The following is a 13,800-nucleotide window of genomic DNA, read 5'->3' on the forward strand; positions in this document are numbered from 1 at the left end:
CAGAGCACTCGCGGGAGCCCGGACGCACCGGGCTGAGAGGGAGGCTGGGACGGCCTCCGACCGTACGAACCTGATCCGGGTCATGCCGGCGAAGGGAGGGGCTGGACGCCCATGCAGCCACGTACACCACCCTGTACAGCACCGGCGGAGTCGCAGACTCCGGCGGACGTCCTCGTCGTGGGGGGCGGCATCATCGGCCTGGTCACGGCCTGGCGGAGCGCTCAGCGCGGGCTCTCCGTCGCCGTCGTGGACCCCGAGCCCGGCGGTGGCGCGGCGCAGGTCGCGGCGGGCATGCTGGCCGCCGTCACCGAACTGCACCACGGCGAACAGACGCTGCTCGCGCTCAACCTCGAATCCGCGCGGCGCTATCCAGACTTCGCCGCCGAACTGGCCACGGCGAGCGGCCGTGATGTGGGTGATCTCGGCTATCGCGCGTGCGGCACGCTCGCCGTCGCGCTCGACTCCGACGACCGCGCCCACCTGCGCGAACTCCACGCCCTCCAGCGCCGCTCCGGCCTGGAGTCGGAGTGGCTGAGCGGGCGCGAGTGCCGCCGCCTGGAGCCGATGCTCGCACCGGGCGTGCGGGGCGGCCTGCGGGTCGACGGCGACCACCAGATCGACCCGCGCCGCCTCGCGGCGGCCCTCCTCGTGGCCTGCGAGCGGGCCGGCGTGACCTTCCACCGCGCCTGGGCCGAGCGGCTCTCCGTCGTACGCGACCGGGCCCGCGGAGTCGTCCTCGGCGACGGCACCGAGCTGCACGCGGGTCAGGTCGTGCTGGCGGCGGGCAGCCTCAGCGGGCGCCTCGCGGGCGTCCCCGAGGCCGTCCTGCCGTCCGTCCGGCCGGTGAAGGGGCAGGTGCTTCGCCTGACGGTGCCGAAGGCGTACGCGCCGTTCCTGAGCCGCACCGTGCGCGCGGTCGTGCGCGGCGGCGCCGTCTACCTCGTACCGCGTGAGAACGGCGAGCTGGTCGTCGGCGCCACCAGCGAGGAGCTGGGCTGGGACACCACGGTCACCGCGGGCGGCGTCTACGAACTCCTGCGCGACGCCCACGAGCTGGTCCCCGGCATCACCGAACTGCCGCTCACCGAGACCCGCGCGGGTCTGCGCCCCGGCTCCCCCGACAACGCGCCCCTGCTCGGCCCGACGCGGCTGCCCGGGCTGCAACTGGCCACCGGGCACTACCGCAACGGCGTCCTGCTGACGCCCCTGACCGGTGACGTCATGGCGCACGCGCTGACCACGGGTGAGCTGCCCGACGAGGCACGCCCCTTCACCCCGCGCCGCTTCACCGAGCCGCCCCTCGTACCCCCTACGCAGCCCTTCGCCACGCAGTCGTTCACGGAGCAGCCCGCATGAGCACGCCGACCACGCCGAGTACACCGGATATGCCGCACACGCCGAGTGCGCCCTTCGCCGTCTCCGTCAACGGAGAGGTCCGTGACGTGGCCTCGGGCACCACGCTCGGCGCCCTCGTCGCCACCCTCACCGCCGCACACTCCGGTGTCGCCGCCGCCCTCAACGAAACCGTCGTCCCGCGCGCGCGGTGGGCCGACACCGTGCTCGCCGCGGGCGACCGCGTCGAAGTGCTCACCGCCGTCCAGGGAGGCTGATCGGACCATGGCAGACGACCCCTTCGTCCTCGGCGGGCTCACGCTCTCCTCGCGCCTGATCATGGGCACGGGCGGGGCGCCCAGCCTCGACGTCCTGGAACGCTCCCTCGTCGCGTCGGGCACCGAACTGACCACGGTCGCCATGCGACGCCTGGACCCCGGCGTGCAGGGCTCGGTGCTCTCCGTCCTCGACCGGCTGGGCATCCGCGTCCTGCCGAACACCGCGGGCTGTTACACCGCCGGGGAGGCCGTGCTCACCGCCCGCCTCGCGCGCGAGGCGCTCGGCACGGACCTGGTGAAGCTGGAGGTGATCGCGGACGAGCGGACGCTGCTGCCCGACCCGATCGAACTCCTGGACGCCGCCGAGACCCTCGTCGACGACGGCTTCACGGTCCTTCCGTACACGAACGACGACCCGGTCCTCGCCCGCAAGCTCCAGGACGTGGGGTGCGCGGCGATCATGCCGCTCGGCTCCCCCATCGGCTCGGGGCTCGGCATCCGCAACCCGCACAACTTCCAGCTGATCGTCGAGCACGCGCGCGTGCCGGTCATCCTGGACGCGGGGGCGGGCACGGCCTCCGACGCCACGCTCGCGATGGAGCTGGGGTGCGCGGGGGTGATGCTCGCCTCGGCCGTGACGCGGGCGCAGGAGCCGGTCCTGATGGCGGAGGCCATGCGGCACGGCGTCGAGGCGGGCCGCCTCGCGTACCGCGCCGGGCGCATCCCGCGCCGCCACTTCGCGGAGGCCTCGTCCCCCGCGGAGGGCATGGCACGGCTGGACCCGGAGCGGCCCGCCTTCTGAGGCCGTGCGGGGGCGCCCGCCGCCTGTCACAGCTCGGCTGCAGTACGCCCTGGCGGGACGGGGTGTCGGTGGCGGCTCGTAGACTCCCCTGCGTGGACACGACCCTTCAGGACCCCCTCGTCGGGCAGCTGCTCGACAGCCGCTACCGGATCGAGGGGCGCATCGCGGTCGGCGGGATGGCCACGGTCTACCGGGCCGTGGACACCCGCCTCGACCGCGTGCTCGCGCTCAAGGTGATGCACCCCACGCTGGCGGCCGACGCCTCCTTCGTGGAGCGCTTCATCCGCGAGGCGAAGTCGGTCGCCCGCCTCTCGCATCCGAACGTGGTCGGTGTCTTCGACCAGGGCACCGACGGGGCGTACGTCTACCTGGCGATGGAGTACGTGGCGGGCTGCACGCTGCGCGACGTCCTGCGCGAGCGCGGCGCGCTCCAGCCGCGGGCGGCGCTCGACATCCTGGAGCCGGTCCTCGCCGCGCTCGGCGCCGCGCACCGCGCCGGGTTCGTGCACCGCGACATGAAGCCCGAGAACGTCCTGATAGGGGACGACGGCCGGGTCAAGGTCGCCGACTTCGGGCTCGTCCGCGCGGTGGACACCGTCACGAACACGACCGGCACCGTCCTCGGCACGGTCTCCTACCTCGCTCCCGAGCAGATCGAGCACGGCACGGCGGACACGCGCGTGGACGTGTACGCGTGCGGCGTCGTGCTCTACGAAATGCTGACCGGCGCCAAGCCGCACTCCGGGGACTCCCCCGCCCAGGTGCTCTACCAGCACCTCAACGAAGACGTGCCGGCCCCGTCGACGGCCGTCCCGGGGCTCGCCTTCGTCCTCGACGAGCTGGTCGCCTCCGCCACCGCCCGCACCCCCGACGTCCGCCCGCACGACGCGGTGGCCCTCCTCGCCCAGCTGCGCGAGGCGCGGGCCGCCCTCAGCGAGGAGCAGCTGGACGCGGTGCCGCCCCAGGCGCGCGCGGCGGAGCACGGCGAGCACGACAACTCCGAGGACCGTACGAGCGTGATCCCGCGCGCGGCGCACTCCGCGCAGCTCCCGCTGCCCGCGCCGGACGGCGACGGCGGAGGCGAAGGCCAGGACGCGCTGAACCGCACGAGTGTCCTGGCGCCCCCGCCGCCCGCGCCGCCCGCCCGGGCACGGTCCGGGCGCGGCCGGTTCGACCCGCGCCGCCGCACGGTCGCGGTGGTCGCCGCGGTGCTGCTGGCCCTCGGCCTCGGCGCGGGCGTCTGGTACATCAACTCCGGGCAGTTCACGGAGGTGCCGCCGCTCCTGGCGAAGACCGAGGCGCAGGCCAAGAAGCGCCTGGAGGAGGCCGGTCTCGACGTCAAGGACGTCAAGCGCGAGTACAGCGACACCGACAAGCGCGGCACGGTCATGGGGACCGATCCGGCGCCGGGCGAGCGCATCCGGCAGAACGACCAGGTGACGCTGACCATCTCGCGGGGCCCGGAGAAGGTGAAGGTGCCGGACGTCAAGGGCATTCCGCTGGCCGAGGCGAAGAAGGAGCTGAAGAACGCCGGCCTGGCCCCCGGCATGGTCACCAAGGCCTTCAGCGACGACATCGCGAAGGGCTCCGTGGTGAGCACCGACCCGCGGGCCGGGTTCACGCGCAAGGCCGACTCGGCCGTCGCCCTCGTCGTCAGCAAGGGCCGTGAGGTCGAGGTCCCGGACGTCGTGGGCGAGTCCGAGGCCGACGCCGTCGCGGACCTGGAGGACGCCGGACTCAAGGTGAAGATCAAGTCGGCCCGCGTCACCTCGGACGAGGACAAGGGCGCCGTCGCCAGGCAGGACCCCATGGAGGGCGAGTCCCTCGCCGAGGGGGACACGGTCACGCTGACGATCTCCAAGGGCCCGCCGATGGTCGAGGTCCCGGACGTGACCGGAATGAGCGTCGACGACGCCGTGGCGAAGCTGGAGGCGAAGGGCTTCTCGGTGGAGAAGGACCGCGGTCTGCTCGGCCTCTTCGGGGACACGGTGAAGGACCAGTCGGTGGACGGCGGCGACGAGGCCCCCAAGGGGTCGACGATCACCATCGAGATCCGCTGACCCCGGCTCCCCGGGGTAGCCCCGGGGAGCCCGTGGGGGCCTTCGGTCCCATGACCAATCCCACCCCGCGGTGGTGCCCGCCCGGCCCCGGCCGCGTGCCACCCTTGATGGCGTGAGCAGCAACAAGTCCCCCCGTACGGCGTCCTCGGGCGCCGCGTCCCGCAACCCCGTCGGCGCCCACGTCCCCGTGGCCGGCGGCCTCGCCTCCGTCGGACTGTCGTACGCCCGTGACCTCGGCGCCGAGGCCGTCCAGGTCTTCGTCGCCAACCCGCGCGGCTGGGCGACCCCGCCCGGCAATCCGAAGCAGGACGAGGAGTTCCGCGCGGCCTGCGCCGCCGGGAACATCCCCGCGTACGTGCACGCGCCCTACCTGATCAACTTCGGCTCGCACACCGAGGCGACCGCCGAGAAGTCCGTGGACTCCTTGCGGCACTCGCTGCGCCGGGGCCGCGAGATCGGCGCGCTCGGGGTCGTCGTGCACACCGGTTCGGCGACCGGCGGCCGCGACCGGGGGGTCGCCCTCAAGCAGGTGCGCGAGCTGGTGCTGCCGCTGCTGGACGAGCTGACGCACGACGACGACCCGTTCCTGCTCCTGGAGTCGACGGCGGGCCAGGGCGCCTCGCTCTGCTCCCGGACCTGGGACTTCGGCCCGTACTTCGAGGCGCTGGACGCCCATCCCAAGCTGGGCATCTGCCTCGACACGTGCCACATCTTCGCGGCCGGCCACGACCTCACGGGCCCGAGCGGCATGAAGCAGACCCTGGACCTCCTCGTGGACACGGTCGGCGAAGGCCGCCTGAAGCTCGTGCACGCCAATGACTCCAAGGACGTCGCCGGCGCCCACAAGGACCGCCACGAGAACATCGGCACCGGCCACATCGGCGAGGAGCCGTTCCGCGAGCTGATGCTCCACCCCGCCACCGAGGGCGTGCCGCTGGTCATCGAGACACCGGGCGGCAAGGACGGGCACGCGGCGGACGTGGCGCGGCTGAAGGGGCTGCGGAGCGCCTAGGAAACACTTGAAGAGTACCCCCGGGGGGTATACGGTTCCTGTCAGGCGGCAGGAACCGTTGTCCGACGTTGGGGGCTCTCATGCAGCACGACACACACGCCGAGCACGCACACCACGGCCATGACCACGGCCACCACGGCGGAACCGGCAAGGTCAGCTGGCGCACGGCCGCACAGGCCACCCTCCACTGCCTCACCGGTTGCGCCATCGGCGAGGTGCTCGGCATGGTCATCGGCACCGCGCTCGGCTGGGGCAACGTACCGACGATGGCTCTGGCGATCGCCCTGGCCTTCGTCTTCGGCTATGCCCTGACGCTGCGCGGCATCCTCAAGGCGGGCGTCGACTTCAAGACAGCGTTCCGGGTCGCGCTCGCCGCCGACACCCTCTCCATCGCCGTGATGGAACTGATCGACAACGGCGTGATCGCCCTGTGGCCGGGCGGGATGGACGCACACCTGTCGGACCCGATGTTCTGGTCGATCCTCGCCATCGCGCTGGCCGCCGCGTTCGTGGTCACGACCCCGGTGAACAAGTGGCTGATCGGCCGCGGCAAGGGCCATGCCGTCGTCCATCAGTACCACCACTGACCAGCGGCGACGCCGGGAAAACGGGCTAGAGCTCGGGGCCGTCCCCGGGCTCTTCCTGGTAGGAGTAGCGCTGCTCCCGCCAGGGGTCGCCGACGTTGTGGTAGCCGCGCTCCTCCCAGAAGCCGCGGCGGTCGGCGGTCATGTACTCGACGCCGCGGACCCACTTGGGACCCTTCCACGCGTACAGGTGCGGGACCACGAGCCGCAGCGGGAACCCGTGCTCGGCGGTGAGCAGTTCACCGCCTTTGTGGGTGGCGAAAATCGTGCGGTCGGAGGCGAAGTCGGCCATCCGCAGATTGGAGCTGAAGCCGTACTCGGCCCAGACCATGACGTGGGTGGCGTCGGCGGCGGGCGGCGCGAGTTCCAGGAGCGTACGAGCCGCGACTCCGCCCCACTCGGCGCCCAGCATGCTGAACTTCGTCACGCAGTGCAGATCGCCGACCACCGTGGTGTACGGCAGGGCGGAGAACTCCTCGTGGGTCCAGCAGTGCTTCTCGCCGTCCGCGGTGGCCCCGAAGACCCTGAACTCCCAGCGCTCCGGGCGGAACTTCGGCACCGGACCGTAGTGCGTCACCGGCCAGCCGCGCTGCAGCCGCTGACCCGGCGGAAGCTCCGGCTCCGCTGCCTGTCGAGATGCGCGTTCCGCCGGCTGACCCATGACTCCATCCTGACAGACGGGGAACAGTAGGCGTGACCAGACGAAGTCTGACAGATGCGGATTCGGGCAACTCCTACTAAGCGTGCACTTACTGGACGGCCTCCGAACACCGGTGCAAGGATGCCCGCTACCTGCCCAGTCACCGTTGGAAGGAGCCTTTGCGATGCAGGGCGACCCCGAGGTCATCGAATTTCTCAATGAGCAGCTGACCGCCGAGCTGACGGCGATCAACCAGTACTTTCTCCACGCCAAGATGCAGGAGAACTTCGGCTGGACGAAGCTCGCCAAGTACACCCGGGCCGAGTCGTTCGACGAGATGAAGCACGCGGAGGTGCTGACCGACCGGATTCTCTTCCTCGACGGCCTGCCCAACTATCAGCGGCTCTTCCACGTGCGCGTGGGCCAGACCGTCACCGAGATGTTCCAGGCGGACCGGCAGGTCGAGGTGGAGGCGATCGACCGCCTCAAGCGCGGGATCGAGGTGATGCGCGCCAAGGGCGACATCACGTCGGCGAACATCTTCGAGTCGATCCTCGCGGACGAGGAGCACCACATCGACTATCTCGACACGCAGCTGGAGCTGGTCGAGAAGCTGGGTGAGCCGCTCTACCTCGCGCAGCTCATCGAGCAGCCGGAGGGCTAGCCGGCGCCCCCGAGCGGGCTAGGCGGCCTCGTCCAGGGCGGCGAGCACCGGCTCGCCCTGGTCCGCCAGCTCCCGGCGCGGGCACGCGCCCCGGCCGAGCAGTGCCTGGATGCGTCGTACGCACGAACCGCAGTCCGTGCCCGCCTTGCAGGCCGACGCTATCTGGCGGGGGGTGCAGGCACCGTCCGCCGCGTGCTTCTTCACCTGTGCCTCGGTGACCCCGAAGCAGTTGCAGACGTACACGCGGCTCACCTCCCGGAGAAAAGGCAGGACGGACAGGACTCATCGGTGGCGCCGTCCCGATTGATCGGTGAGGCTAACCTAACCTTACCCAGGTCCTCGGGCCCACGAAAGCCCCCGTACGCCGGTGGGGCGCGGATCACAGATCCGCGCCCCACTCGTACGTACTGCCGAAGATCTACTGGTCGCGGTACATCTCCGCCACCAGGAACGCCAGGTCGAGCGACTGGCTGCGGTTGAGCCGCGGGTCGCAGGCCGTCTCGTAGCGCTGGTGGAGGTCGTCGACGAAGATCTCGTCGCCGCCGCCCACGCACTCCGTGACGTCGTCACCGGTCAGCTCGACGTGGATGCCGCCCGGGTGCGTGCCGAGGGCCTTGTGGACCTCGAAGAAGCCCTTGACCTCGTCGAGCACGTCGTCGAAGCGGCGGGTCTTGTGGCCGGAGGCCGCCTCGTAGGTGTTGCCGTGCATCGGGTCGGTGATCCAGGCGACGGTCGCGCCGGACGCGGTGACCTTCTCGACCAGCTCGGGCAGCTTGTCGCGGACCTTGTCGGCGCCCATGCGGACGATGAAGGTCAGCCGGCCGGGCTCGCGGTCGGGGTCGAGGCGCTCGATGTACTGGAGCGCCTCCTCGGCCGTCGTCGTCGGGCCGAGCTTGACGCCGATCGGGTTGCGGATCTGCGAGGCGAACTCGATGTGCGCGTGGTCCAGCTGACGGGTGCGCTCACCGATCCAGACCATGTGGCCCGAGGTGTCGTACAGCCGGCCGGTGCGGGAGTCGACGCGGGTGAGCGCGCCTTCGTAGTCGAGCAGCAGCGCCTCGTGGGAGGCGTAGAACTCGACGGTCTTGAACTCCTCCGGGTCGGTGCCGCAGGCCCGCATGAAGTGCAGGGCGTTGTCGATCTCGCGGGCCAGCTGCTCGTACCGCTGGCCGGAGGGGGAGGACTTCACGAAGTCCTGGTTCCAGGCGTGCACCTGGCGCAGGTCGGCGTAGCCGCCGGTGGTGAAGGCGCGCACCAGGTTGAGCGTGGAGGCGGAGGCGTGGTACATCCGCTTCAGGCGCTCCGGGTCCGGGATGCGGGCCTCTTCGGTGAAGTCGAAGCCGTTGACGGAGTCGCCGCGGTAGGTCGGCAGGGTCACGCCGTCGCGGGTCTCGGTCGGCTTGGAGCGCGGCTTGGAGTACTGCCCCGCGATGCGGCCCACCTTCACGACGGGCACGGAGGCCGCGTACGTGAGGACGGCGCCCATCTGGAGCAGCGTCTTCAGCTTGTTGCGGATGTGGTCGGCCGAGACGGCGTCGAAGGCCTCGGCGCAGTCGCCGCCCTGGAGCAGGAACGCCTCTCCCTTGGCGACAGAGGCCAGTCGGGCGCGCAGCTGGTCGCACTCGCCCGCGAAGACGAGCGGGGGATACGACGCGAGGTCCGCGATCACATCGCGCAGAGCCTCGGCATCGGGGTACTCGGGCTGCTGCGCCGCGGGCAGGTTTCGCCAGGTGTTGCCACCGGTTGCGGTGGTCTTAGCGTTCACGGTCACCTCGTCAACATTACGGGGTCGGGCGCGGCGTCCATTCACCCGCTCACCAAGTGAGACGGAGCAGACACGGAAGAGCGCGGGACCGCCGCCGCCCGCTCGCCGGCGCTCGGGGCCGCGAGGGAGAGCCCGCGGTGGACGCGGCGCAGCATCAGACGGGCCATGAAGGGGTGGGCGAGCCGGACGGCGCCCCAGTAGAGCCGTGCGTACGTGGTGTCCGCTCGCACGGCTGTGCTCAGGGTGACGTGCCGCTCGTCGACCAGGATCGAGGCGCGGGCCGTCAGCCCCGCCGTGTTCACGTCCATCAGCAGCTCGCCGCCCTCGCGGGCGACGACCGGGAAGGCGTCGCGCAGGACGCCGGTCCACGCGCCGGGGTCGCGGGGCAGGCCGGCGCGCATGTCCATGCGGTACGCGTCCTGGTAGCCGGGGCCCGCCACGGAAGCCCGGAGCAGGCGCGCCTCCGGTGGCACCTCGACGGTTTGGGGCCTGGGCCACCAGAGCCTGTTGAGCAGGCGGAGCCGGGGCGACCAGCGCACGGGCCGGGCACAGCCGCCCGTCACCGCGCGCTCGACGTTGTCGAACAGCTCTTCCACCATCGAGTCGTGCACGGGCCGGACGGCCGTCGGCCACAGGAGCCGGTCGAGCCCGCGCTGCCGCGTTTCCAGGACGTGGCGCACGAGGCAGCGCCCCTCCCCGCGCGGCTCGACCGTGAGCTCGTGGAATCCCTCGCCCGGCGCGGTGATGGCGAAGCGGACCCGGCGGCCCGGTTCGTACTCCGTGACGGCGTACCGGACCGGGCCGTGGCCGCCGGTCGCGCCCACGCCCAGGGGGCGGTCGAAGGTCATCGGGGCCCACTGCGGGGCCGGGAAGATCGGGTCGTCCTCGGCGGAGAGCCGGTCGATGAGCGCGCCGACCACCTCCGCCGGGGCCTCGAAGAGCCGCTCGTGTTCGTTGCGCACGACACCCATGCCGTACCTCCATACGCTGGCGTATGGTCACCGTACGGTACCGTATGGCCATGGTGCAACGGCAGCGGAAGACGACTCCGGCGAAGCCCCGGCTGACCGCCGACGACTGGGCGGACGCGGCGCTGACGGCGATCGGCGAGGGAGGCCTCGCGGCCGTCGCCGTGGAGCCGCTCGCGGTCCGCCTCGGCACCACCAAGGGCAGCTTCTACTGGCACTTCGCCAACCGTGACGCGCTCATCGAGGCGGCCCTGGACCGCTGGGCACAGCTCCACACCGAGGGGATGATCAGCCACGTGGAGGCCGAGCCGGACGTCCGCAAGCGCATCCGGCTGCTCTTCGCGGAGGCGATCACCGCCGCCGCGTCCGGTTCCCTGGAGGTCACCCTGCTGGCGACGGCCGAGCACCCGAAGGTGGCGGCGGCTCTGCGGAAGGTCACCGAGCGCCGCCTGGCCTATGTCGCCGAGCTGTTCGCCGGGCTCGGCTTCCCGGAGGCGGAGGCGCGCCGCCGCGGCCTGCTGGCGTACAGCGTCTACCTGGGCCACACCCAGCTCGGCCACGCGGTGCCGTCGGTGGTGCCGGCGGGTGAGGAGCTCGGCGCGTATCTCGATGAGGGCCTCGACCTGCTGATGATGCGCTAGGGTGCCGCACATGCACGCGCAGACGACTCGAAACTGGTGGTGGCCCGCTCATCCGGCGGCCCACTGACTGCGCGTACCCACAGACTCGCGAAGGCCGCCCGAGGGGCGGCCTTCTGTGTTTCCCGGACTTCCCGGGGCCGGGCCGTTCCTCTCCGAGTGAGAAGGAACAGCACCCATGCCCCACCACGACCGCCTGTCGGACCTCCTCTCCGACGACCGCCCGTTCGCCCTGCTGCGCCGCCGCACGCCGGGCCGCGACCACGGCACGGTCGAGGTCCTCATCGGCCCGACGGGCACCTACGACCGCCTCGCCGACATCCCCGAGGGCCTCGCGCTCGTGCCGTTCCGGCAGATCAGGGAGCGCGGCTTCGACGTCCGCGACGACGGCACGCCCCTGACCGTCCTCACCCCCGAGGAGACGTACGAACTCCCGCTCGACGCGGCTCTTTCGGTGCTACCCGCGCACGAGGTGCGGGTCGAGGGCGGCGCCTTCGACGTGGACGACGCGGCGTACGCCGACATCGTGGGGCGCGTCCTGCGCGAGGAGATCGGCCGGGGCGAGGGCGCCAACTTCGTGATCCGCCGTACGTACGAGGGCGAGATCCCGGACTTCGGCAGGGCGGACGCCCTCGCGCTCTTCCGGCGGCTGCTGGTGGGCGAGCGGGGTGCCTACTGGACGTACGTCGTGCACACCGGGGACCGCACGCTCGTCGGGGCCAGTCCCGAGGTGCATGTGCGGATGTCCGGCGGGACCGTCGTCATGAACCCCATCAGCGGGACCTACCGCTACCCGGCCGACGGGCCGACCCCCGACGGCCTGCTCGCCTTCCTCGCCGACGGCAAGGAGATCGAGGAGCTGTCGATGGTCGTCGACGAGGAACTCAAGATGATGTGCACCGTCGGCGACATGGGCGGGGTCGTGATCGGGCCGCGGCTGAAGGAGATGGCCCATCTCGCGCACACCGAGTACGAGCTGCGGGGCAGGTCGTCGCTGGACGTGCGCGAGGTGCTGAAGGAGACGATGTTCGCGGCGACCGTGACCGGCTCGCCCGTGCAGAACGCCTGCCGGGTCATCGGGCGGTACGAGGCCGGTGGGCGGGGCTATTACGCGGGCGCCCTCGCGCTCGTCGGCCGGGACAGCGGCGGCGCGCAGACCCTGGACTCCCCCATCCTCATCCGCACCGCCGACATCTCCGCGGCCGGCAGGCTCCGCGTGCCGGTCGGCGCGACGCTGGTGCGCGGCTCCGACCCGGCGGGTGAGGTCGCGGAGACGCATGCGAAGGCGGCGGGCGTGCTGGCCGCGCTGGGGGTGCGGCCCGGGCGCCCGCGCGAGGAGCACGCGCGGGCCGCGCTCGCCGACGATCCGCGCGTGCGGGCGGCCCTGGACGTGCGGCGGGAGCGGCTCGCGCCGTTCTGGCTGCGGATGCGGGAGCCGGTCCGTGAGCTGGGCGGGCACGCGCTCGTCGTGGACGGCGAGGACACGTTCACCGCGATGCTCGCGCACGTCCTGCGCTCCTGCGGGCTCCAGGTGTCCGTGCGGCGGTACGACGAGGCGGGACTGCGGGAGGCCGTGCTCGCGCACGAGGGGCCGGTCGTGCTCGGGCCCGGCCCCGGTGACCCGGCCGACCTCACCGACCCTAAGATGCGGTTCCTGCGCGCGCTGACGGCGGAGGTGATCGGCGCCCATGAGCACGGCGTGCTCGGCGTCTGCCTCGGACACGAGCTGATCGCGGCGGAGCTGGGCCTGGAGATCGTACGGAAGGACGTGCCGTACCAGGGCGCGCAGACGGGCATCGACCTGTTCGGCCGTGCCGAGACCGTCGGGTTCTACAACAGCTTCGTGGCACGCTGCGACGACGAGTCGGCGGCAGAGCTGGCCGCGCACGGCATCGAGGTCAGCAGGGACGGGGCGAGCGGCGAGGTGCACGCGGTGCGCGGGCCTTCCTTCGCGGGCGTGCAGTTCCATCCGGAGTCGGTGCTGACGCTGCGCGGGGACCGGATCGTGCGGGAACTGCTCGGTCAGGTCCTGGCGACGGCGGGGACGAGGACGTTCTCGGAGCGGCGGCCCTCCGTGTAGTCCAGGACGTTTCGCACCGTGGTCTCGATGATCTGGGCGACCGCGTCCACGGTGTAGTACGCCTGGTGGGACGTGACGACCACGTTCGGGAACGTGACGAGGCGGGCCAGGGTGTCGTCCGCGACGACCTCCAGGGACTTGTCGAGGAAGAACAGGCCCGCCTCGGCCTCGTACACGTCCAGGCCGACGCCGGTGAACCGTCCCGCGCGCAGCTCCACGACGAGCGCCTCGGTGTCGATCAGGCCGCCGCGGCTGGAATTGACGAGGATCGCGTCGTCCTTCATCGTCCGCAGCGCGTCGGCGTCGATGAGGTGCTGTGTCGACGGGAGCAGCGGGACGTGCAGGCTGACCAGATCGGCCTCGGCGAGGAGCCGGTCCTTCTCGACGTACTTCATGCCCAGCTCGACGCAGGCGGGGTTCGGCACGGCGTCCCAGCCGAGCAGGCGCATGCCGAAGCCGTGCGCGATCCGCGTGAACGCCTCGCCGATCCTGCCGGTGCCGAGGACGCCGACGGTGCGGCCGCGCAGGTCGCGGCCCATCAGCCCGTCGAGGCGGAAGTCGAAGTCGCGGGTGCGGTTGCTGGCGCGGACGATCCGGCGGTTGACGGCCATAGCGAGCGTCCAGGCGAACTCCGCCACGGAGTACGGCGAGTACGACGAGACGCGGGCGACGGTGAGGCCGAGGCGCTCGGCGACCTGGAGGTCGATGTTGTTGAAGCCGGTGGAGCGCTGGGCGATCAGCTGCGTGCCGCCGGCGGCGAGGGTCTGCAGCACGCGGTTGTTCAAGGTCGCGTTGACGCTGGAGGAGATGATCTCGTAGCCGGCGGCGATGGGGGCGGTGTCCTCGTTCAGGAACACGTCGAGGCAGCGGACGTCGTGGTGTCCCTCGAAGGCCTTCTCGATCAGCGGCTTTTCGTCGGACTGCACGCCAAATGCGAGTATTTCCATGGGTGTGAGTCTATTGACCGGTTTCCGGGA

Annotated in this window: 15 protein-coding genes and 1 riboswitch; of the genes, 10 read left to right on the forward strand and 5 right to left on the reverse strand. The window is 71.7% G+C overall.

The genetic code is table 11. The annotated features are described in order from the left end of the window. A riboswitch (TPP riboswitch) is annotated at positions 1–114 on the forward strand. The 6 genes from thiO to J2N69_RS09075 all read left to right on the forward strand — a co-directional run bounded on the left by thiO (position 112) and on the right by J2N69_RS09075 (position 6,071). Next, on the forward strand, positions 112–1,356 hold the full coding sequence (gene thiO / locus J2N69_RS09050; RefSeq protein ID WP_230900269.1) for a glycine oxidase ThiO: 1,245 nt from the start codon (positions 112–114) through the stop codon (positions 1,354–1,356). (Overlaps the previous riboswitch by 3 nt.) A gap of 29 nt (positions 1,357–1,385) precedes the next feature. Then, the gene (gene thiS / locus J2N69_RS09055; protein WP_127910636.1) at positions 1,386–1,610 is read left to right on the forward strand and encodes a sulfur carrier protein ThiS; all 225 of its coding nucleotides are present in this window, start codon (positions 1,386–1,388) and stop codon (positions 1,608–1,610) included. Positions 1,611–1,617: 7 nt separating this feature from the next. Beyond that, positions 1,618–2,412: a thiazole synthase gene (locus J2N69_RS09060; RefSeq protein WP_230900270.1), complete on the forward strand. Its 795-nt coding sequence runs from the start codon at positions 1,618–1,620 to the stop codon at positions 2,410–2,412. 92 nt (positions 2,413–2,504) lie between these two features. Continuing rightward, on the forward strand, positions 2,505–4,472 hold the full coding sequence (gene pknB / locus J2N69_RS09065; protein WP_230900271.1) for a Stk1 family PASTA domain-containing Ser/Thr kinase: 1,968 nt from the start codon (positions 2,505–2,507) through the stop codon (positions 4,470–4,472). Between the two features lie 112 nt (positions 4,473–4,584). Further along, a complete protein-coding gene (locus tag J2N69_RS09070) occupies positions 4,585–5,484 on the forward strand; it encodes a deoxyribonuclease IV (protein ID WP_230900272.1) in 900 nt (299 codons plus the stop codon). Between the two features lie 80 nt (positions 5,485–5,564). Beyond that, positions 5,565–6,071, forward strand: a complete 507-nt coding sequence (locus J2N69_RS09075) for a DUF4396 domain-containing protein (RefSeq protein ID WP_230900273.1) — start codon at positions 5,565–5,567, stop codon at positions 6,069–6,071. Between the two features lie 25 nt (positions 6,072–6,096). Here the strand turns inward: J2N69_RS09075 and J2N69_RS09080 are convergent, their stop codons facing one another. After that, a complete protein-coding gene (locus tag J2N69_RS09080; RefSeq protein WP_230900274.1) occupies positions 6,097–6,729 on the reverse strand; it encodes a sulfite oxidase-like oxidoreductase in 633 nt (210 codons plus the stop codon). Positions 6,730–6,892: 163 nt separating this feature from the next. On the opposite strand from J2N69_RS09080, the gene bfr reads away from it, so the two are divergent. After that, complete coding sequence (bfr, locus tag J2N69_RS09085) at positions 6,893–7,372, forward strand: bacterioferritin (RefSeq protein ID WP_127910628.1); 480 nt, start codon at positions 6,893–6,895, stop codon at positions 7,370–7,372. Positions 7,373–7,390: 18 nt separating this feature from the next. On the opposite strand, the gene J2N69_RS09090 is transcribed toward bfr, so the two are convergent. The 3 genes from J2N69_RS09090 to J2N69_RS09100 form a co-directional block, all read right to left on the reverse strand. After that, positions 7,391–7,624 (reverse strand): (2Fe-2S)-binding protein, encoded by a 234-nt coding sequence (locus J2N69_RS09090; protein WP_230900275.1) that lies wholly within the window; start codon positions 7,622–7,624, stop codon positions 7,391–7,393. 166 nt (positions 7,625–7,790) lie between these two features. Continuing rightward, the gene (locus J2N69_RS09095; RefSeq protein WP_127910630.1) at positions 7,791–9,143 is read right to left on the reverse strand and encodes a class II 3-deoxy-7-phosphoheptulonate synthase; all 1,353 of its coding nucleotides are present in this window, start codon (positions 9,141–9,143) and stop codon (positions 7,791–7,793) included. 35 nt (positions 9,144–9,178) lie between these two features. Beyond that, a complete protein-coding gene (locus tag J2N69_RS09100; RefSeq protein WP_230900276.1) occupies positions 9,179–10,108 on the reverse strand; it encodes an SRPBCC family protein in 930 nt (309 codons plus the stop codon). Between the two features lie 44 nt (positions 10,109–10,152). On the opposite strand from J2N69_RS09100, the gene J2N69_RS09105 reads away from it, so the two are divergent. The 3 genes from J2N69_RS09105 to J2N69_RS09110 all read left to right on the forward strand — a co-directional run bounded on the left by J2N69_RS09105 (position 10,153) and on the right by J2N69_RS09110 (position 12,823). Then, positions 10,153–10,746 carry a TetR/AcrR family transcriptional regulator gene (locus J2N69_RS09105; RefSeq protein WP_272595816.1) on the forward strand — a complete coding sequence of 198 codons (594 nt, stop codon included), beginning with the start codon at positions 10,153–10,155 and terminating at the stop codon, positions 10,744–10,746. Positions 10,747–10,756: 10 nt separating this feature from the next. After that, complete coding sequence (locus J2N69_RS36640; protein WP_351162541.1) at positions 10,757–10,813, forward strand: trp operon leader peptide; 57 nt, start codon at positions 10,757–10,759, stop codon at positions 10,811–10,813. A 108-nt stretch (positions 10,814–10,921) separates the two neighbouring features. Beyond that, positions 10,922–12,823 carry an anthranilate synthase family protein gene (locus tag J2N69_RS09110; RefSeq protein WP_230900278.1) on the forward strand — a complete coding sequence of 634 codons (1,902 nt, stop codon included), beginning with the start codon at positions 10,922–10,924 and terminating at the stop codon, positions 12,821–12,823. On the opposite strand, the gene J2N69_RS09115 is transcribed toward J2N69_RS09110, so the two are convergent. After that, complete coding sequence (locus J2N69_RS09115) at positions 12,766–13,770, reverse strand: 2-hydroxyacid dehydrogenase (protein ID WP_230900279.1); 1,005 nt, start codon at positions 13,768–13,770, stop codon at positions 12,766–12,768. The genes J2N69_RS09110 and J2N69_RS09115 overlap by 58 nt on opposite strands. Positions 13,771–13,800 lie beyond the last annotated feature (30 nt).

Source organism: Streptomyces huasconensis (assembly GCF_021028635.1).
In the GTDB taxonomy this organism is placed as follows: domain Bacteria; phylum Actinomycetota; class Actinomycetes; order Streptomycetales; family Streptomycetaceae; genus Streptomyces; species Streptomyces huasconensis.